The organism is Streptomyces sp. SCUT-3 (assembly GCF_014083985.1).
Classification (GTDB): Bacteria; Actinomycetota; Actinomycetes; order Streptomycetales; family Streptomycetaceae; genus Streptomyces_H; species Streptomyces_H thermolineatus.
Genome location: NZ_CP046907.1, coordinates 5,678,588 through 5,698,333 on the forward strand (window position 1 = coordinate 5,678,588; position 19,746 = coordinate 5,698,333).

Genomic DNA, 19,746 nt, shown 5'->3' on the forward strand with positions numbered 1-19,746 from the left:
CCGCCCCGCCCGGCCCCGCGGACAGGAGCACCGCTCCGGCCGCCGTCCACCCCTCCTGCCACGGACGGGGGTGGGCGGCGGCCGGACGTCGTTCACGCGCTGTGCTGGGTGGGCAGCCGGGGGCGTCTGGTCTCGTTCACGTGCCACCAGGCGCTGGCCAGCAGCGCGGTGGCCTGTTCCAGCCGCGACCGCTGGGAGGGGTCCTCGGTCCGCTCGGCGAGTTCGTCGCAGAGCAGGTGCAGCGAGTCCAGCGCCTCGCGCACGGCCTCCCCTATGCCGGCCGGGGGAGTGCCGTCGCGGTCGAGTCCCTGCACCACGGAGCGGGCGCAACGGCTGATGCCGTCTATTTCGTCCTGCAGTGTCACGGTCATGATCCTCCTTCGGGAGCGGACGAGCCGGTATGGACGGGCGGCTCTCCCACCGTCCACAGGAAGCCCCGCACGTCACAGGATTGCCCGGGAAGCCGTTGAACGGAACCGAATCAGCGCACTTGGTTTCCGTTTAACGCATCTTCCGAAACGCATTTCGGACACTCTTCGCGTGTAGATACGGCCGGAGGACGCGACCGGGCCCCGGGAACACGATGTCCCGGGGCCCGGTCGCCTCCTATGCCGGGTCCGCGTCCCCCGCGGCCTTCCCGGCGGGATCCCGACGCGGCGTCAGGCGCCGCCCGCCAGCGCGGGCAGCGCCCTCATGCCCTGCCCGCCGAGCGTCAGCGCCTCGGGCGAGCCGGCGTCGATGGTGAGCGCCAGTTCCTCCGAGGGCCAGTTGTCCCCCAGCAGGGCCAGCGGGACGGCCCGGTAGCGCTCGATCTCCGGCAGCACCCGGACCAGCCGCGCCTCGGAGGTGAACACCGGCACCAGGCGGGTGCCGTCCTGCTGCTCGAACACCGGCAGCTGCACGCTCTGCGGGTCGGCCTCCCGGGGGTCCCCCGGGTCGGGCAGCAGCACCTCGCTGCGGGCCAGTGCGGTCAGCGCGCCCTCGTCGCGCCGGTCGGCCGCCAGGGCGCGCAGGGCCTCCTGCGCCGGCGACGCGCCGTCACGGGGGAGGGGGACGGCGTCGGACACGGTTTCGGGAGTGGGCTCGGACACGGTGGCAGGTCCTCTCTGCGGGTTGCTGCGGCAACCGGCCGGGGGGCCGGTCCGGCTCGGGTACCCGGGACGCCGCAAGGTATGTCCGCCGTCCGCCGCACTTCCGGCCATTCCCCATCCACCCCGCCCAACGGGTGAGTTGGACGGGACCGGAATTGTTACCGGCAGCAGGGGACCGGATACTGAGGGGGAATCGGAACCGCCGAGGAGAAAGTCCCGCAATGACGCTTTCCGTCTCGATCGTCCTGCTGCTGCTCGTGATCGTCGTGGTGCTCGTGCGCAAGGCGGGTCTGAACCTCTGGCACGCACTGGCCTGCATACTCCTGGGCTTCTACCTGGCCGGCTCGTCGGTGGCCCCCGCGATCAGCGAGGTCACCGGGAACATCGCCGCGACGCTCTCGGGCGTGCACCCCTGACCCTCCGGTCCGGCCCCGTGCCCGCGCCCGCGCGCCCGCGCGCCGGTCCCCGTGCCGGCCGTGCGCCGGGCGCGCTCCCGTTCCCCGGCAGGCGGCCTTGTGCGGCGGCCGTATATGACACAGGCTCAGTCGCGACTCCTCGCGCCGGGCCCGTTACGGTGCGCGGTGCGCGTCCGTGCCCGGCAGAACCTGCGTCCGACGGGGAGACGATGGCCTCCACAGCACCCGAGTACTTGGACACCCCGGCACTGCCCCTCGGCGGGCTGGCCGAACACCTCGCCCGGTACGTGGCCGAACGCGCGGACGGCCCGCTTCCCCCCGCCCCCGGCCCGGGCGCCCTGGTGGAGGACCTGTGCGGTGCCGCCGTGCTGCGGGCGCGGCTCGGCGAGCCGGACGCGCTCGACCTCGTCGACCAGGCCGCCGCGCACGCGGCCTCGACCAACGCCGCGGGCGTGTGGTCCGGCCCCGGCCTGGTGATGACCTCGGCCCTGATCGCCGAGTCCGCCCTGGGGCCGGGCAGGACGTCCCTGGCGGACGACGCCGTGGGCTGGCTCGCCGTGCGGGCCCGTTCGCTCTCCCGGCGCCAGACCGTGCGGGCCAGGCCCGGGGCGCCGCTGATGGTCTACGACACCGTCGAGGGGCTGTCCGGGGTGGGCCGGGTCCTGCTGGAGGTGGCCACCGCGGACACCTGGCTGCGCGGTGCTCCTGCCGGCAGGACGGCCCAACGCTCCGCCCGCACCTGCCTGGAGACCCTCACCGCGATCCTCGCCCCGCACGACGGGGACTGGCCCGGCTGGTGGCTGCCCGCCTCCGACCACCCCGACCCCTCCCGCGCGCATCCCACCGGGGCCGCCCTGACCGGAGCCGCCCACGGGGTGGCGGGGCCGCTGTCCCTGCTGGCGGCGGCCGCCCTGCGCGGGGCCGTGGTGGAGGGGCAGCGGGAGGCGATCCGCCACGCCGCCCGCCGGCTGCTGGGATGGGCGGACACCTTACCCGGGGGTGCGCGCGCGTGGCCGGTGGCGGTGACCGGGGCCCAACTGCGCACCGGTGCCCGTCCCGTGCCGGCCCCCTTCCCGGCGGCCGTCACCTGGGCGGAGGGGACGCCGGGCATCGCCCGGGCCCTCCAACTCGCCGCCGCGGCACTGGAGGACGACGCACTGCACGCCGCGGCCGGCGACCTCCTGGGATCCCTGGCCGCCCGCACCGCCGTGCTGCCCGACCGGCGGCCCGACCTGTTCCGGGGGGTCGCCGGCGTCATGCACGCGGCCCTGTCCGCCCGCGCCGACGGCCCCGCCGCCCGGGAGCAGGGGGACCGGGCGGGCGAACTCGCCCACCGGGCGGCCGAGGCGCTGCTGCCGATGTTCCGCCCCCACGCCCCCTACGGGTTCACCGACGCCGCCGGGAACCCCCAGCGGCTGGGGCTCCTGCACGGTGCGGCCGGAGTGGCCTGCTCGCTCGCCGACTACGCGGGGCTGCCCGCCGGGGGCATCGGCTGGGACGTGGCCCTCATGCTGCGCTGACGCCCCGGCGGGCGGGTGCGGGAACCCCGATGATTGCTTAGGTAAGCCTAAGCTAACCTTTGCACGGCGGGGCGACCGCTCCGCCGTTCCCGCCCCCGTGGAGAAGCACCATGACCGCCGGACAGAAGAACACCCCCGTCCGCACCCGACGGACCTGCGCCCTGGCCCTCGCCGCCGCCGTCCTGGCCGGCGCGGCCGCCGTGTCCCCCGCCGCGGCCGCCGACCGGGCCGCCCCGGAGGCCGGCGCCGCGGCGCAGCAGCGGCCCGGTGGGGCCTTCGCGGTCACCTCCGCCGAGGTGACCCATGGCCTGTACCAGTCCGCCTACTCGGCGCGCAACGACGTGCTGTGGGCGACGGCGTCCGTCGGCCGCCCGCCGGTCACCCGGTCGCTGCTGCTCAAGCTCGACCCGGACACCCTCGAGGTCGAGGCGTCCTTCACCCCGCCGGTGCTCGACCCGGCCACCGGGGCCGTCGAGGCGGTCTACGGCGTCGCCGTCGACGACGAGCACGACACCGTGTGGACCACCAACACCCGCAACGACTCGGTGGCCGTCCACAGCCAGCGGACCGGCCGTCACCTGGCCACGCTCGAGGACGTCGCCCACGCCCGCGAGGTCGTCGTCGACGAGAGGCGCGACCTGGCCTGGGCGAGCTCCTACGAGGACGGCTCCGTGGTCGCCTTCGACACCCGCACCCTGGAGGAGGTGGACCGGATCACCCTCGAGGGCTCCGGCCCGATGGGCCTGGACCTCGACGCGCGCACCGGCACCGTCTACGCCGCGGACCTGAAGGGGGACCGGGTCCTCGCCTTCTCCCGGGGCTCGGACGAGGTCCGCACGATCCCGGTCGCCGGCGAGGGCGCCATAGGCATCGACCTGACCCGCAACGGCCGCACCGCCTACGTGGCCGAGCAGACCTCGGGCACCGTCTCCGTGGTCGACCTGCGCACCGGCGGGGTGACCCGCTCGGTGGCCACCGGCGCGGGAGCCCTGTCGGTCTCGGACGACGGGCGCACCGGCCTGCTGTACGTCGCCAACCGCGACTCGGGCACCACCACCGTCGTCGACCCGCGGAAGGGGACGGTCCTGGCCGACCTGGCCACCGGGGCCAGGACCAACCACGTCACCGTCGCCCGCGGTGCCGCGTACGTCCTGGACAAGTCCGCCTCCGGTGCGGACTCGGCGGACTCCGCGCACCGCATCACCGGCCGCCGCTGACCCGGTGACACGCCGCAGTCCCGCGCACATTCCACCGTTCGGCCCTGAGCCCCTGCGCACCCACCGGTCCCGGCATAGCTTGCTCGTGGGACGGACCCCGGGTGCGCAGGAGGAGAGGGCCGCATGACGCAGGCCGACGAAGAGGGTTACGACGTCGTAGTGATCGGCGCCGGTCCCACCGGGGAGAACGTGGCCGCCGGGACCGCCCGCGCGGGCCTGTCCACCGCCCTGGTGGAGTCCGAACTCGTCGGCGGCGAGTGCTCGTACTGGGCGTGCGTCCCCAGCAAGGCGATGCTGCGCCCGGCCGCGGCCCTGGCCGAGGCCCGGGGGGTGCGCGGAGCGCGCCGGGCCGCGGGCGGGGACCTCGACCCCGACGCCGTCCTGGCCCGCCGCGACTCCTTCGTCTCCGGCTGGGACGACCGGGGGCAGGCCGACTGGGTGCGGTCGGCCGGCATCGACCTGGTGCGCGGCCACGGGAGGCTGGCCGGCGAGCGGCGGGTGGAGGTCCTGCGCGGCGGTGACGGACCGCGGACGCTGACCGCCCGTCACGCGGTCGTGCTGTGCACCGGGTCGGCCGCCGCGGTCCCCGACGTCGAGGGGCTGCGCGGCGTCCGCCCGTGGACCGCCCGCGAGGGCACCAGCGCCGGCACGCCGCCGCGCCGGCTGGCCGTCCTGGGCGGGGGGCCGGTGGCCTGCGAGGCGGCGACCGCCTGGAGCTCCCTCGGCTCCGAGGTCACGATGCTGGTGCGCGGCCCCGGACTGCTGTCCGCGATGGAGCCGTTCGCCGGCCGGGCGGTCGGGGAGGCCCTGCGGGCCGAGGGCGTGCGGGTGCGTACCGGGACCGTGGCGCGGCGGGTCGCCCGCGACGCGGCCACCGGGTTCGTCACCGCCGAACTCGACGACGGATCCCGGCTGGAGACGGAGGAGTTCCTGGTGGCCGCCGGCCGCCTGCCGCGCACCGGGGCCCTCGGACTGGACAGCGTCGGCCTGGCCCCCGGCACCTGGCTGGAGGTTGACGACACCTGCCTGGTCACCGGCGTGCCGGGTGGGTGGCTGTACGCGGCCGGCGACCTCAACCACCGGGCCCTGCTGACCCACATGGGCAAGTACCAGGCCAGGGCGTGCGCCGCGGCCGTCGTGCGCCGCGCGGAGGGCAGGGAGGCCGGGCCCGAGCCCTGGACCGGGTGGACGGCCACCGCCGACCGGGCGGCCGTGCCCCAAGTGGTCTTCACACGGCCGGAGGTGGCGAGCGTCGGCCTGACCGAGCGACGGGCCCGGGAGGAGGGCCTGCCGGTGCGCGCGGTCGACTGCGCCGTCGGCGACGTGGCCGGCGCCGCGCTGCGCCGGGACGACTACCGGGGGCGGGCCAGGATGGTCGTGGACACCGAACGCGAGGTGGTCGTCGGCTGCACCCTGGTCGGGCCCGACGTCGGTGAACTCCTGCACGCCGCCACGATCGCCGTCGTCGGCGAGGTGCCGCTGGGCCGGCTGAGGCACGCGGTGCCGGCCTTCCCCACCGTCGGTGAGCTGTGGCTGCGGCTGCTCGAGGAGTACGGAACGTGAGCCGGTGCCCCGCCGGCTCCCGACCGGTGCGCGAACGGGATTCCCCGATGCCCTTACTTGGCATGTACGCGTCCATGTATGGTGCGATCGCCCGTGTCGACCTCATCCCCCACAGAGAGGCGAGACCTTGAAACTGCGCTTTCCCCTCAGCGCCGTGTGCACCCTGGCGGTGACGGCCGCCCTGACCGGCCTGGCGCCCGCCCACGCCGCCGGCCCCACGACCCAGGCCGCCCCCGACATCGCGGTCTCCGCGGTGCAGGCGGACCTGACGCAACTGCAGTCCATCGCCACCGCCAACGGCGGCAACCGCGCCCACGGCCGCCCCGGCTACAAGGCGTCCGTGGACTGGATCAAGTCCAAGCTGGACGCGGCCGGCTACACCACCAGGGTCCAGACGTTCACCAGCAACGGGGCCACCGGCTACAACCTCATCGCCGACTGGCCCGGCGGGGACACCAACAACGTCCTGATGGCCGGCGGCCACCTCGACAGCGTCACCGCCGGCCCCGGCATCAACGACAACGGCAGCGGATCGGCCACCCTCCTCGAGGTCGCCCTCTCCGTCGCCCGCAGCGGCTACCAGCCCACCAAGCACCTGCGGTTCGCATGGTGGGGCGCCGAGGAGCTCGGCCTGGTCGGCTCCACCCGCTACGTCAACAGCCTCACCACGACCGAGCGGGCGAAGATCGACGCCTACCTCAACTTCGACATGACCGGCTCGCCCAATCCCGGCTACTTCGTCTACAGCAGCAGCGGGGAGCCCACCGGGTCGGCGGCGATCGAGGCCACCCTCAACAACTACTACGCGGGCATCGGCATCGACACCGACCCGATCACCGTCGGCGGGCGCAGCGACCACGCCGCCTTCTCCGCCGCGGGCATCCCGACCGGCGGCACGTTCAGCGGCGCCGAGGGCATCAAGACCTCGACGCAGGCGGCCAAGTGGGGCGGCACGGCCGGCCGCGCCTACGACCCCTGCTACCACCGCTCCTGCGACACCACCTCCAACATCAACGCCACCGCGCTGGACCGCAACGCCGACGCGGTCGCCCACGCGGTGTGGACGCTGTCGCAGTAACGGCACCCGGCGGCACTGCTCCACCGGTGGCCCTCCCGGCCACCGGTGGAGCAACGGAACGTGTCCCGGCGCGCACGGACTGGTACAACGGACTCCGACCAGCGCGTGCCCGGTACGCGTCCCCACGGCGACGGGAGCCCGAGTCCCCATGACGGAACGGACGCGGCCGACACCGCCCAGCAGCCCGGAAGTCCGGCCGGTCGCCCTGGACGCCGGGGGAGTGACGCTCTCCGGCCTGGTCGCGGAACCGGCCGCCGGGCCGCCCCGCGCCACCCTGGTCGCCCTGCACGGCGGCGGCATGCGGGCCGACTACTTCGACGGCCGGGCCCACCCCGACCTCTCCCTGCTGACCCTCGCGGCCGGCCTCGGCCACACGGTCCTCGCCCTGGACCGCCCCGGCTACGGACTCTCCGCCCCGGCGCTGCCCCAGGGGCTGCCCCTCGCCGAACAGGCCACCACCGTGCAGGCCGCCCTGAAGACGTTCGCCGCCGGGCGGTCCCTCGGGGCGGGCGTCCTCCTCGTCGGCCACTCCTACGGCGGCAAGCTCGCCCTCACCGCCGCAGCCGCCTGGGAGGACGACGACCTGATCGGCCTCGACGTCTCCGGCTGCGGCCACCGGTACGCCGCCGACCCCGGCACCCCGTCCGGCGACCAAGGCCACGGCAGCCGGAAGCAGAACTGGGGCTCCCTGCGGTTCTACCCCGGGGCGACCTTCCGCCCCGGCGGGTTCGGGACGGGCGACCGGCCCCCCGCCGAGGTCCACGAGGCGCGGCTGTGGCCCGGCATGTTCCCCGCGACCGCCGCCCGCGTCCGCGTGCCGGTCCGGGTGACCTTCGCCGAGGAGGAGCACTGGTGGCGGCACGACGAGGAGTCCGTGGCCTCCCTGGTGGCCGCCTTCACCTCGACCGGGGTCCGGGTCGACCGCCAGCCCGACGCGGGCCACAACATCAGCCTCGGCTGGGCCGCCCGCTCCTACCACCTGCGCGTCCTGGCGTTCGCGGAGGAATGCCTGCTCCGCCGCGGGCACCGGCCGGCCGCGGGGGACTGAGAGACCGGACGACCCGCCTCCGGCACCCCCTCCCGCATGGGGAATCATCGGTGCCCGGCCCCGGACCCGGGGCCGGGCACCGAACCACGCAGGGGGGATCGCCTTGGACGGCATGGACGCCTTGGACGGCATAGGCGGCATGGACGGCATAGGTGTGGCGGGACTGCTGGCGGCCGCGGCGGCCGCGGGGTGGGTGGACGCGGTGGTGGGGGGCGGCGGACTCGTCCTCATCCCGGCGCTGATGATGGCCTTCCCCAACCTGCCGCCCTCCGCGGCCCTGGGCACCAACAAGCTCACCGCAGTCGCCGGCACCACCGTCGCGGCCGTCACCTACGCACGGCACACCCGGCCCGACCGCTCCGTCGCCCTCCCTGCGGCGGGACTGGCCGTCCCGGCCGCCGCCTTCGGGGCCCTGTCCGCGTCGAGCCTCCCGGCCGACTGGTTCAGACCGGTCGTCATGGCCCTGCTCATCGCCGTGGCGGCCTTCGTCGCGGCCCGGCCCGCCTTCGGGACCGACCTGGACCCGGACGCCGTCGGCCGCCGCCGCAAACTGTTCGCCGTGGGCCTCGCCGGATGCGGGATCGGCTTCTACGACGGCATCTTCGGCCCGGGCACCGGGACGTTCCTCATCATGACGTTCACCGGCCTGCTGGCCATGGAGTTCCTCCAGGCCTCGGTGCTGGCGAAGGTGGTCAACGTCGGCACGAACCTGGGGGCGCTCACGGTGTTCGCGACCCAGGGGCGGGTGATCTGGCTCCTCGGGGCCGCCATGGCCGTCTGCAACATCGTGGGAGCCCGGCTCGGGGCCGGGACGGCACTGCGGCGCGGCTCCGGCTTCGTGCGCGTCGTGCTGCTCGTCGTGGTCGCCGCCATGGTCGTCAGGCTGGGCGTCGACCAGTTCGGCTGAGCGCCCGGTGCGCCGGCCGCCGCGCACCGGGCCCGGCCACCCCGTCCCGCACGTGCGATCCTGGTACCGCACGAAAACGGTCACCGGTACGAAATGAGGCACGGTCAGCGGCATGGCAGTGGCATGGCGGACACGATCCGACGTCTGGGACCGTTTCACCGCCTCCGACCCCGGACTGATCCGGCTCGCGGCCGCCGTGCGCACCGTCGCCGCGGTCCTGCTCGCCCTGGCGGTCCTGGCCGCCGCGGGCATCCCCGTGCCCATGCTGGTCACGGGAGGCACGGCCGCCATGGCCTCCACCGCGACCATCAGCGAGGCGCGCCCGAAGGACCAGGCGGTCACCCTCGCCCTCGCCCTGCCCACGGCGCTGGCCGCGGTGGTCCTGGCCGCCTACCTCGGCTCCTGGCCGCTCACGGCCGCCGCGGTCTTCCTCGCACTGATCTTCGCAGCCGTCTACGTCCGCCGGTACGGGGAGCGCGGCAAGGCCCTCGGCATGATCGGCTTCCAGCTGTTCTTCATCACCCTGTTCGTCGGGACGGAGCCGCAGGAACTGCCCGGCACGTGCGCCGTCGTGGCGGCTGCCTTCGCCTGCAGCGCGGTCGCCCGCTTCCTCCTGGTGCGGGCCGAGCCCGAGGCCACCCTGGGACGGCTGCGCGACGCCTTCCGGGCCCGCCTCGCCCAGGTCGTCGCCGCCCAGACGGCCTTGGTCGACAGCGCTGCCGCCTCCTCCTCCGTGGGCCCCGACGCCGACAGGGCGGTCGAGGAGCTGCGCAAGCAGACCGCCCGGCTGCACGAGTGCGCGCTGATGATCCAGACCCGGCTGGAGGACGGCACCCGCGAACCCCGCACCGCCGCCCTGCTGCAGCGCCGCGTGGCCGAGGCCGAGATCGCCGCCGAACGCCTGGGCGTGCTGATCCTGAAGGCCCGCCACCACGAGGGCGTCGACACCCTCACCCTGCACCTGCCCGAGAGCCTGCTGCCCGGCGAACTGCTGCCCACCGGACCGGCCGCCCCCGCCCCGGTGGTGCCCGAGGGCGGCGAGACCGAGGCCCGCCTGCGCAGGGACCTGCGGGCCCTGCACCTGCTGGTCGGCCGCACCGCGGCCCAGGACCGCGGCACCGCCCTGACCCACCTGCGCAACCGCCTGATCGCCTACCGCGACGACGAGAACCTGCCCCCGGCCTCCCCGGCCGTCCAGGACGTCTTCCGCGCCATCGGCGAGCTCACCCGCGCCGTCCTGGGCCTGCGCATGGCCCTGGACGGCCCCCAGGACGAGTCCGACGACACCCTGGAGACCATGCGGTCCCGCGAGGAGCTGGAGGCCGAGGACGCCTCCATCGCCGCCTCGGACGAGGAGACTCCCGAGCCCGAGGGGCTGGAGCGCCCCACCACCCGGCTCGCCTTCCAGGTCACGGTCGGCTCCGCCCTGGCCATCGTCGGCGGCGAGCTGCTGTCCGAGCAGCGCTGGTACTGGGCGGTCCTGACCTGCTGGGTGGTCTTCCTCAACACCACCTCCACCGGGGAGATCCTCGTCAAGGGCTACCGGCGGCTGCTGGGCACGGTCGCCGGGGTGGTCGCCGGGGCCTGGCTCGCCGGAGTCGTCGGCGAACGACCGTGGCTCGCCTTCGCCCTGGTGGTGCTGTGCGTGTTCGGCATGTTCTTCACCGCCCCGCTGTCCTACGCGCTGATGTCCTTCTTCGTCACCGCGATGCTCGGACTGCTCTACACCTTGCTGAACACCTACAGCACCGACGTCCTCGTGCTGCGCATCGAGGAGACCGCGATCGGCGCGGCCTGCGGCCTCGTCGCCGCCCTGTTCGTCCTGCCGGTGCGCACCGCCAGCCACACCGACGAGCAGCTGCGGGAGGTCCTGCAGCGCCTGCGCGAGGTCACCGAGGCGTCCGTCGCCCAGCTGGGCGGGACCCCGGCCCCCGACCTGTTGGACCGCGCCCGCGAGCTGGACACCGCACTGGACGCGCTGCGCCAGTCCGCCGGCCCGCTCACCCACCCCGCCAGCCCGCTGCGCGGCCGGCGGCGCACCGTCCGGTACATCGTGGCGCTGCTGGAGATGTGCGCCTACCACGCCCGCAGCCTGGCGGCCACCGCCGAACTGCTGCCGTACAGCAAGCGCATCGCCGCCGACCCGCGGCTGGTCCAGGCGGGCGAGCGCATCGACCACAACCTCCAGGCCCTCGTCGCCCGCCTCGAACCCGCCCCCGGGGACGGGGCCGGGCGGGGCGGCGCCGTGCACTCCGGCTCCAGCGTCGCCGCGATGCTCGAGACGGCACCCGGCCCCGGCGGCGCGGGCGCCGGGCCGCTGGAGCCGGGCACCGTCGCCTACCGGGTGCTGCGCCACCTGCAGCGCCTGGACGAGGGCGTGGTCGGCCTCGCCCGGCCCCTGGGCGCACCGGTGGACGACGGCCGGGGCACGGTCTGAGCCGGCCACCGGCCCCCGGCCGCCCGGCGCGGGTGCGGGCGTGCGGGGCCGGGCGCGGCACCCGGGGCGGTTCAGCCCCGCCCGGCCGGCCCCACGGGGGCGCAGCGGCCCACGACGGCCCCCGCCCGGTCGATGCACAGCACGTCCACCGCCACCGGGGCCCCGCGCAGCACCCCGAGCGCGGTCTCCCGCGCCGCCCGCGCGACCAGGTCGCCCAGCGGAACGCCGCGCCCGGCGCACAGCTGTACGGTTTCCAGGCCGGTGTTGGCCGCGGCGACCGCGGCGGCCAGCTCCTCTCCGCCCCCGCCGGCGGCGGCGAGCCCGGCCAGGAAGGTCGTGTCCACCCGGGAACGGGAGGAGTGGAGGTCGAGATGGCCCGCGGCGAGCTTGGAGATCTTGGCGAAGCCGCCGACCACCGTCAGCCGGGGGACCGGGTGGCGCCGCAGGTACTTCAGCACCGCGCCGGCGAAGTCGCCCATGTCCAGCAGTGCGTCCTCGGGGAGTCCGTACTCGGCCACGGCCACCTTCTCCGAGGTCGAGCCGGTGCAGCCGGCCACGTGCGTGCGCCCGGCCGCGCGGGCGACGTCCACCCCGCGCCGGATGCTGTCGATCCACGCCGAGCACGAGTACGGCACCACGACCCCGGTGGTGCCCAGCACGGACAGCCCGCCCAGGATGCCCAGGCGCGGGTTCCAGGTGTGCCGGGCGATCTCCTCGCCGTCGTCGATCGAGATCTCCACCTCGACGTCCCCGCAGCCGCCGTGACGGGCCGCCACCTCGGCCACCGCCTCGCGCATCATCCGCCGGGGCACCGGGTTGATCGCCGGTTCGCCGACCTCCAGCGGCAGGCCGGGCCGGGTCACCGTGCCCACCCCGGGACCCGCGCGGAAGACCACCCCGACCCGGCCGGGCCCGGCCGGACCGTGGCGCGCACCAGCGCCCCGTGGGTGACGTCCGGGTCGTCGCCGGCGTCCTTGACCACCCCTGCGGTGGCACTGCCGTCCCCCAGCTCCTCGACCGCCAGGGCGAAGGACGGGCGCTGCCCCTTGGGCAGGGTGATCGTCACCGGGTCGGGGAACCCGCCGGTGAACAGCGCCGTGCAGGCGGCGGTGGTGGCCGCCGTGGCGCAGGCGCCGGTCGTCCAGCCGGGACGCAGGCCGCTGCTGCGCAGCTGGCCGGAGCGCCCGCCGCCGGACCCGCCGTCCGGCCCGCCGGCGGAGGCGGGGGAGGGGTCCTGGGGGGCCGGGGAGGAGGATGTCGGTGACACGGGTCCTGATCCTAGGGGGCACCGCGGAGGCGCGGGCGCTCGCCCGGCTGCTCGCCGAGGAGCCCGGCGTGGAGGCCGTCTCCTCCCTGGCCGGGCGGGTGGCCGATCCGCTGCTGCCGCCGGGCCGTTCGCGCGTCGGCGGCTTCGGCGGCGCCGACGGACTGGCGGCCTGGCTGGAGGAGGAACGGGTGGACGCGGTGGTCGACGCCACCCACCCCTTCGCGGCCCGCATCACCGCCTCGGCGGCCTCCGCATCCGCCCGTGCGGGCGTGCCGCTGCTCGTCGTGCGCCGTCCGGGCTGGGAGCCGGGAGCGGGGGACCGGTGGACCGGGGCCGCCTCCCTGGAGGAGGCGGCCGGCGCGGTGCCGGGGCTGGGGGAGCGGGTGTTCCTGACCACGGGCAGGCAGGGGCTCGCCGCCTTCGCAGGCCTGGACCGCCCGTGGTTCCTGGTGCGCACGGTGGAGCCCCCGGGCCGCCGCTGCCGCCGCGGGTGGTGGTGCTGTGCGAGCGGGGCCCGTTCACCGTGGAGGGGGAGCGGGAGCTGATGCTCCGCCACCGGATCGACCTGCTGGTCACCAAGGACAGCGGCGGTGCGATGACCGCGGCCAAGCTGGTCGCCGCCCGCGCCCTCGGCCTGCCCGTGCTGATGGTGCGGCGCCCGCCGCTGCCGGAGGGGGTGCGCACGGTGCCCGACGCCGCGGCGGCCGCCGGGTGGGTCCTGGAGGCCGCCGCCCGCTGACCACCGCGCGTCCGGAGCCGTCCGCCGCCGGACTCAGTACACGTCCGGATCGGTCGGCGGGGCCACGCTCTGCGGCCCGGGCGCGGCCGGCACCGGGGCCTTCGGGCGTCCGGACCCGCGCGGGCGGGGGGCCAGGAACCTGCGCCAGCCGCCCTCGGGGGACTGCCCGACGTCCAGGGTGCGCAGCCGTGCCAGGACCTGCGGGTCCTGCGCGTCCAGCCAGTCGACCAGCTGCCGGAAGGAGACCAGCCGCACCTGCGGGTGGCCGGCCATCCGCCGCAGGGCCTCCTCGACGGCGTCCATGTAGATCCCGCCGTTCCACTCCTCGAAGTGGTTGCCGATGAACAGCGGGGCCCGGTTGGTGGAGTAGGCCCTGCGGAAGCCGGCCAGGTAGGCCTCGCGGGCCTGGGTGCGCCAGCCGGGGTAGTTGGAGGGGTGGGAGCGGGTGGCGTTGACCGACTGGTTGGCGAGCATGTTGTAGTCCATGGACAGGACCTCGAAGCTCCGCCCCGGGAAGGGGACGCCCTGCAGCGGCAGGTCCCACAGCCCCATCCGCTTCGACGGCCACACCTGCCGCCCGCCCGGGGAGCTGGAGTCGTAGCGCCAGCCGCGCCGGGAGACCGCGAGCAGCAGGTTCTCCTGCCCCAGCAGGCAGGGGGTGCGTCCGCCGACCAGTTCGGCCCGGTAGTCGAACGGCAGGGGGTCGACGTCGGTGAACCCGGTGTGGGTCCGCCACCGGGTCACGAACGACACGGCCTGGTCGATCTCGCTGTGCCAGTCCTCGGGGGTCCAGCCGGCCACGGAGCCGGCGCCTGAGCAGAAGTGGCCGTTGAAGTGGGTGCCGATCTCGTGCCCGTCCAGCCAGGCCCGGCGCAACTGCCGCAGGGTGTCCTTGATGTGGGCGTCGGTCAGGTACCCGATGTCCGAGGCCCCGACCGGGTTGCGCGGGGGCCGGTACAGCTCCCGCCTCGACTCCGGTACCAGGTAGACGCCGGAGAGGAAGAAGGTCATGGCCGCGCCGTGGTCGCGGGCCAGCCGCAGGAAGCGCTCGAACAGCCCGTTGCCGACCTCCCCCGAGCCGTCCCAGGAGAACACCACGAACTGCGGGGGCGCCTGCCCCGGTTCCAGCCGCTCCACCTCCGGCTGGTTCGGCTGGTCCCCGGTCCGGCTCGTGGAGCCGTCGCCGATGAGCTCGACGGCGGGCCCGCGCGGGGCTTCGGGCCGGGGCGCCTTCCCGGTACCGTCCCGGTCCGGTCCGCGCAGGCCGCAACCGCCGGCGGTCAGGGCCGCGCCCGCCGCCATGCCCAGTACGCTGCGACGGCTCGGCGCCCTGCCGACGGCGGCAGGGCGCCCGTGTCCTTCCTCGGGCCGCATGTGACTCCCCTTCGGACGTTGCTGTGATCAACAGCAAAACAGGTCGGGGGAGCAAAGCGGTCAATTGGTTCTTCCGGGTGTGGCGTGCCGGAAGGCGCACCGGCCGGTGTCAGAGGGCGACCCCGTGCTGCCGCAGGTAGGCCCTCGGGTCGATGTCGCTGCCGTAGCCCGGCCCGGTCCGGACCTCGAAGTGCAGGTGGGGGCCGGTGGAGTTGCCCGTCGAGCCGGACCGGCCGATCTGCCGTCCGCCCGTCACCCTCTCGCCGGTGCGCACGGAGATCGAGGACAGGTGGGCGTACTGGGTGTACTTGCCGTCCGCGTGCCGCAGGACCACCTGGTAGCCGTAGGAACCTCCCCAGCCGGCGGCCACGACGGTGCCGTCGGTGACGGCGCGGACCGAGGTGCCGGTGGGCACGGCGAAGTCCTGGCCGGTGTGGTGGCCGCTGGCCCAGTGGGGCCCGGAGACCCCGTAGGCGGTGCCCGACGCGTAGCCGCTGACCGGGGCGGTCCAGCCGGAGGAGGCGGGCGCCTCCTTCGCCGCGGCGGCCTTCTGCTTCTTCTGCTGCTCGGCGGCCCTTTCTCGTTCGGCAGCCTTCTGGCGTTCTGCGGCCTCCTTCTGCTCGGCGGCCTTCTGGCGTTCGGCGGCCTTCTGCCGCTCCGCAGCCCTGTGCTGTTCGGCCGCCCTCTGCCTCTCCCGTTCCTTCCGCTGCCCGTCCTGCCGGCTCCGGGACTGCTCGGCCGGGTCGTCCGCGGCCTCCTGCCCGGCCCCGGGGGCCGCGGGGCGCTCCTGCACCTGCCGACCGGGCAGGTCCAGCCTCTGGCCGGGGACGATCAGATCGGGGTCGCCGCCCACCACGGTGCGGTTCGCCGTGTAGAGGCGCTGCCACCCGCCGCGCACGTCGTGCTCCTCGGCGATCCCCGACAGGGTGTCGCCGGGCACCACCCGGTGGTGGCCGCGTCCGTCGCCCGCCGCGGCCGGCCCGGTGCCGTCCGTCCGTGCGGACGCCTGCCGCGCCGTCCCCGTCCGCGGGGCGGCTTCCCCCGGTTCCGACGCGGTCCTCCGCACGGTACTGCCGTCGGCCGGCCGGGTCCCGGCTCCCTGCGTCCCGGTCTCCTGCTCTCCGGCCGCCCGGTCGCGGGTCAGGCCTGCGCGTACCGAGCACACCGGCCAGGCTCCGGGGCCCTGCGCGTCGAGGACCTTCTCGGCCACGGCCACCTGCTGGGCCCTGGTGGCCAGGTCGGCCCGGGAGGCGTGGACGGTCCCGCCGAAGGCCTTCCAGGTGCTGGGGGTGAACTGCAGCCCGCCGAAGTGGCCGTTGCCGGTGTTGGTACTCCAGTTGCCGCTGCTCTCGCACTGGGCGACCTTGTCCCAGAGGCCCCCGGAGGCGGCGCCCGCCCCGGAGGCGGAGACCAGGGGCAGGGCCAGTCCCGCGCCACCCGCCGTCAGGACGAGCGGTAATCGGGACAGCGGGCGGGGGGTGGGGCGGCGGTGCCGTCCTGCTGGGGCCACGAGGACCATTCCTCTCCGTGGGGTGGAACGCCCGGGGGGTCCCGAGGGCAGGGCAAAAGTACGGGGCGGGCTTTTCCGGCGACAAGGGCGCGGGGAGAACACCCCGCAAGTGCTGTAGGCGTGCGCCGGGGCGGCCGCGTCCGTCAACTCGTGTGCGCAGCACCACGTTTGAATGAGATCATCGGACGGAATTGCTGTTTGATCCGCAGGCGACTGGAGAGAGTGATCATGAGGGTGTTGTGCGTGTCGGGTCCGTTCCCGGGCCGGCCGGCAGGCACGGCCCGCCCCGACCGACCGCCGCGACGGCTGACCCCAAGAGGCACCGTGACCATTCTGTACCCCGACTTCACCGCCCCCTCGCGCACCAGGCGGGACTCCCTCACGCCCGAGGCCCTCGAGGTGCTGCGCGTCATCGCCGATCCGGTCCGGCCGGTCTACCTCACCCTGCCGCACACCCGTCACAACCGGCGGCGCTTCTGCTACTGGCAGCCGTACGACACCGCCACCGGCACCGGCAACCACTACAGCTCGCTGCCCCTCGCGGTGTGCGAGGAGCTCGTCGACCGCGGGCTGGTGGAGCTGGGCCCGGCCGCCAACGACCCGTCCAAGGCGACCCGCTCGGTCTCCCTCACCCCCGCGGGACGGGCCTGTCTGAGCCGGCGGGCCGTCGCCGCGTGAGCCGTACCGGTGCGCTCCGGCGCGCCGGTCATTACCGGGTTTCCCGCAGTTTGTCACCCCGGGGCGGGGGCAGCAGGAGCCACATGTGGCTCCTCAGACCCCCAGGCGTGTACGCACCGCAGAGCGACACCGGGACGCTCATCGACGAGCTCCTGCGCGAGCCGTCCCTGCCGGGCGCGCGGGTCCTCGACGTGGGCACCGGCAGCGGGGCCGTGGCGCTGGCAGCGGCCCGGGCCGGCGCCGCGGACGTGACCGCCGTCGACATATCCTCCAGGGCGGTGCTGGCCGCCCGCCTCAACGCCGTACTGCGCCGGGCCCGCGTCCGGGTGCTCCGCGGCGACCTGGCCCTCCCCGTCGGGCACCGGCGCTTCGAGATCATCGTCTCCAACCCGCCCTACGTCCCCTCCCCCTCCGACCGCCTGCCGCACCGCGGGCCCGCCCGGTCCTGGGCGGCCGGGCGCACCGGGCGCCTCCTGGTGGACCGGCTGTGCGCCGAGGCGCCGCCGCTGCTCGCCCCCGGCGGCGTCCTGCTGATGGTCCACTCGGGTCTGTGCGGCACGGAGAAGACCGTGGCGCAGCTGGAGGAGGCCGGCCTGGAGGCCGAGGTCACGGCCCGCCGCACCGTTCCCTACGGGCCGGTCATGCGCCGCCTCGCCCCCTGGCTGGAGGCCGGCGGACTGGTCGAGCCGGGGCAGGAGCACGAGGAACTGGTGGTGGTCCGTGCCGTCCGCAGCCGGTGACGCCGCGCCGCGTCGCGTGATTGTCGACCCGCAGGGGCCACTGCTCGTCGAGGGACCGGTGGAACTCGTCCTCGAGGACGGTACGACCGCCGCCTCCGACCGCTTCATGGTCGCGGTCTGCACCTGCCGGCGCAGCCGGACCTACCCGTTCTGCGACACCAGCCACCGCCGTCGCCGCCGCCCCGGGCGCGGCCGCGACGGCGCACCGGAGGAGGGGACCCCGTGACCGCACCCGCACCCGCACCCCCGGCCGCGCCCGGGCAGGCCCTCTCCGCCGTACCCGGCCTGCCCGTGCCGCGCGGTCCCCTCTCCGAGCAGCTGGTGACGGCCCTGCGCCGCCCGCCGTCCGAGGCGCCGCCCCTGCCCGGGCGCCTGCCCGCGGGCACCGACCCGCTGGGCGAGGACGCGCAGCTGGCCCTCTACGCCGCCTACGAACTGCACTACCGCTCCTTCGCCGGCGTCGCCGACTCCTGGGAGTGGGACCCCGGGCTGCTGCGGCTGCGGGCCGCCCTCGAGGAGGCATTCGGCCGGGCGCTGCGCGGCGCGGTGCCCGGCGGCGACGACGTCGACGCGGTCCTGGAACCGCTGCTGGAGGAACCCGTCGAACCCTCGGGGACCGCCCACCACCTGCAGAAGGAGGGCACCTGGGGGCAGATGCGCGAATACCTGGCGCACCGGTCCGTCTACCACCTCAAGGAGGCGGACCCGCACGCCTGGGTGATCCCCCGCCTGACCGGCCAGGCGAAGGCGTCGCTGGTGGCGGTGGAGTACGACGAGTTCGGCGGCGGCCGCGGCGATCGGGTCCACGCCCGGCTGTTCGCCGACCTGATGGAGGGGGCCGGGCTGGACCCGGCCTACGGCCGCTACCTCGACCTCGTCCCGGCGGTGATGCTGGCCAACGTCAACCTCATGTCGTGGCTGGGGCTGCACCGCGGGCTGCGCGGGGCCCTGGTGGGGCACTTCACGGCGGTGGAGGTCACCAGCTCCCCCGGCTCCCGCAGGCTCGCCGCGGCCCTGGACCGCCTCGGCGCGCCCCCGCAGTGCGCCCTGTTCTACACCGAGCACGTGGAGGCCGACGCCGTGCACGAGCAGGTGCTGCGCCGGGACGTCCTGGGGGACCTGCTGCGCCGGGAGCCGCAACTGGCGGCGGACGCGGTCTTCGGCGTCCAGGCCTACGGGTACCTCGAGGACCTGCTCGGCGACCACTTGGCGGCCTGCTGGCGGGCCGGCCGGACCTCCCTGCTGGCCCCGCTGCCCGAACCGACCGGCGCCCCCGGCACCCCGGACGCCGGGTAGGGAGGGCCGCCGTGCCCGTGGCGCCCCGCTGCTACCGCATCACCCTCGTCCCGCCGGGGAGTGCGCGCCGCGCCCTGCCCCCGCTGTGCCTGACCGTCGCCGAGACCGGGGAGACGGGGGGCGGGAGTGGCCGCTGTACGAGGGGCGGGGCACGCAGGTGTGGATGGACACCGGCCGCCACCGGGTGGTGCGGGTCCTCGTCGAGGGCGAGACGCCCGCGGGGTACCGCCCCGTCGAGGTGCTGCCCCTGGACGAGATCCCCGGGGAGCCCTGAGCACGGTTCCCGTGCCGCTCCGTGCCCGCCCGGCACGCCCGGCGGGCACGGGCGCGATCCGGCTCAGGGCTTCAGGTCCTGCGCGGCGTCGTCCAGGGCGGCGGTGACCCGGGCCAGGGCGCCGTGCAGTGCCGCCGCTTCCTGCCGTTCCAGCCCCGTCGCGGCCAGGACGCGCCGCGGGATCTCCGCGGCCCGCTCCCGCAGCGCCTCCCCCGACGAGGTGAGGCTCACGACCACCGAGCGCTCGTCGTGCGGGCTGCGCCCGCGCACGACCAGGCCGGCCGTCTCCAGCCGCTTGAGCAGGGGGGAGAGGGTGCCCGAGTCCAGGCGCAGGGCCCGGCCGAGCTCCTTGACCGTGGAGGAGCCGTGCTCCCACAGCACCAGCATGGCCAGGTACTGCGGGTAGGTCAGGCCCAGGTCGCCCAGGAGCCGGCGGTAGAGGGTGTCGAAGGCGCGGGAGGTCGCGTGGAGCGCGAAGCACACCTGGAGGTCCAGGCGCAGCAGGTCGCCGTGGGGGCCGAGGGGTGCCCGGTCCGCCGGTGCGCCGCCGGGCGCCGTGCCGTTCGCCGGTTCCGTCATGCCTTCATGCTA

At 75.6% G+C, this 19,746-nt stretch carries 17 protein-coding genes and 2 pseudogenes; 13 read left to right on the top strand and 6 right to left on the bottom strand.

All coding sequences use genetic code 11. The features are described 5' to 3' along the window. Positions 1-92: 92 nt before the first annotated feature. On the bottom strand, positions 93-371 hold the full coding sequence (locus tag GQS52_RS25090) for a hypothetical protein (protein ID WP_182315769.1): 279 nt from the start codon (positions 369-371) through the stop codon (positions 93-95). A 288-nt stretch (positions 372-659) separates the two neighbouring features. Continuing rightward, a complete protein-coding gene (locus GQS52_RS25095; protein WP_259371197.1) occupies positions 660-1,067 on the bottom strand; it encodes an SseB family protein in 408 nt (135 codons plus the stop codon). 245 nt (positions 1,068-1,312) lie between these two features. On the opposite strand from GQS52_RS25095, the gene GQS52_RS25100 reads away from it, so the two are divergent. The 8 genes from GQS52_RS25100 (at position 1,313) to GQS52_RS25135 (ending at position 11,277) form a co-directional block, all read left to right on the top strand. Further along, positions 1,313-1,507, top strand: coding sequence for a hypothetical protein (locus tag GQS52_RS25100; protein WP_182315773.1), 195 nt, complete (start codon positions 1,313-1,315; stop codon positions 1,505-1,507). Positions 1,508-1,716: 209 nt separating this feature from the next. Further along, positions 1,717-3,027, top strand: a complete 1,311-nt coding sequence (locus GQS52_RS25105; protein WP_182315775.1) for a lanthionine synthetase LanC family protein — start codon at positions 1,717-1,719, stop codon at positions 3,025-3,027. A gap of 110 nt (positions 3,028-3,137) precedes the next feature. Beyond that, entirely contained in the window at positions 3,138-4,244 is a 1,107-nt protein-coding gene (locus tag GQS52_RS25110) for a YncE family protein (RefSeq protein WP_182315778.1), read from the top strand. Between the two features lie 123 nt (positions 4,245-4,367). After that, positions 4,368-5,807, top strand: a complete 1,440-nt coding sequence (locus GQS52_RS25115) for an NAD(P)/FAD-dependent oxidoreductase (protein ID WP_182315780.1) — start codon at positions 4,368-4,370, stop codon at positions 5,805-5,807. 169 nt (positions 5,808-5,976) lie between these two features. Further along, on the top strand, positions 5,977-6,885 hold the full coding sequence (locus tag GQS52_RS25120; RefSeq protein ID WP_259371198.1) for a M28 family metallopeptidase: 909 nt from the start codon (positions 5,977-5,979) through the stop codon (positions 6,883-6,885). Positions 6,886-7,033: 148 nt separating this feature from the next. Next, positions 7,034-7,933 carry an alpha/beta hydrolase gene (locus tag GQS52_RS25125; protein ID WP_182315782.1) on the top strand — a complete coding sequence of 300 codons (900 nt, stop codon included), beginning with the start codon at positions 7,034-7,036 and terminating at the stop codon, positions 7,931-7,933. A 112-nt stretch (positions 7,934-8,045) separates the two neighbouring features. After that, positions 8,046-8,840 carry a TSUP family transporter gene (locus GQS52_RS25130; protein ID WP_259370965.1) on the top strand — a complete coding sequence of 265 codons (795 nt, stop codon included), beginning with the start codon at positions 8,046-8,048 and terminating at the stop codon, positions 8,838-8,840. A gap of 112 nt (positions 8,841-8,952) precedes the next feature. Beyond that, positions 8,953-11,277 carry an FUSC family protein gene (locus GQS52_RS25135; RefSeq protein ID WP_182315784.1) on the top strand — a complete coding sequence of 775 codons (2,325 nt, stop codon included), beginning with the start codon at positions 8,953-8,955 and terminating at the stop codon, positions 11,275-11,277. Positions 11,278-11,348: 71 nt separating this feature from the next. On the opposite strand, the pseudogene GQS52_RS25140 reads toward GQS52_RS25135, so the two are convergent. Further along, a pseudogene (locus GQS52_RS25140) lies at positions 11,349-12,448 on the bottom strand (cobalt-precorrin-5B (C(1))-methyltransferase). Between the two features lie 83 nt (positions 12,449-12,531). On the opposite strand from GQS52_RS25140, the pseudogene GQS52_RS25145 reads away from it, so the two are divergent. Further along, positions 12,532-13,283 (top strand): annotated as a pseudogene (locus tag GQS52_RS25145) (cobalt-precorrin-6A reductase). Positions 13,284-13,316: 33 nt separating this feature from the next. On the opposite strand, the gene GQS52_RS25150 reads toward GQS52_RS25145, so the two are convergent. Both GQS52_RS25150 and GQS52_RS28280 read right to left on the bottom strand, forming a co-directional pair. After that, a complete protein-coding gene (locus tag GQS52_RS25150; protein ID WP_259370966.1) occupies positions 13,317-14,585 on the bottom strand; it encodes a hypothetical protein in 1,269 nt (422 codons plus the stop codon). 181 nt (positions 14,586-14,766) lie between these two features. Beyond that, a complete protein-coding gene (locus GQS52_RS28280; protein ID WP_275946488.1) occupies positions 14,767-16,167 on the bottom strand; it encodes a peptidoglycan DD-metalloendopeptidase family protein in 1,401 nt (466 codons plus the stop codon). Positions 16,168-16,491: 324 nt separating this feature from the next. Between GQS52_RS28280 and GQS52_RS25160 the strand changes: the two genes are divergently transcribed. The 4 genes from GQS52_RS25160 to GQS52_RS25175 all read left to right on the top strand — a co-directional run bounded on the left by GQS52_RS25160 (position 16,492) and on the right by GQS52_RS25175 (position 18,881). Beyond that, the gene (locus GQS52_RS25160) at positions 16,492-16,845 is read left to right on the top strand and encodes a hypothetical protein (RefSeq protein WP_182315790.1); all 354 of its coding nucleotides are present in this window, start codon (positions 16,492-16,494) and stop codon (positions 16,843-16,845) included. Positions 16,846-16,928: 83 nt separating this feature from the next. Then, complete coding sequence (locus GQS52_RS25165; RefSeq protein ID WP_182315792.1) at positions 16,929-17,585, top strand: HemK2/MTQ2 family protein methyltransferase; 657 nt, start codon at positions 16,929-16,931, stop codon at positions 17,583-17,585. Next, a complete protein-coding gene (locus GQS52_RS25170) occupies positions 17,566-17,811 on the top strand; it encodes a CDGSH iron-sulfur domain-containing protein (protein WP_182315794.1) in 246 nt (81 codons plus the stop codon). The genes GQS52_RS25165 and GQS52_RS25170 overlap by 20 nt, the downstream gene beginning before the upstream one ends. Continuing rightward, the gene (locus tag GQS52_RS25175) at positions 17,808-18,881 is read left to right on the top strand and encodes an iron-containing redox enzyme family protein (RefSeq protein ID WP_182315796.1); all 1,074 of its coding nucleotides are present in this window, start codon (positions 17,808-17,810) and stop codon (positions 18,879-18,881) included. The genes GQS52_RS25170 and GQS52_RS25175 overlap by 4 nt, the downstream gene beginning before the upstream one ends. Positions 18,882-19,218: 337 nt before the next feature. Here the strand turns inward: GQS52_RS25175 and GQS52_RS25180 are convergent, their stop codons facing one another. Then, on the bottom strand, positions 19,219-19,734 hold the full coding sequence (locus GQS52_RS25180) for a MarR family transcriptional regulator (protein WP_182315798.1): 516 nt from the start codon (positions 19,732-19,734) through the stop codon (positions 19,219-19,221). Positions 19,735-19,746 lie beyond the last annotated feature (12 nt).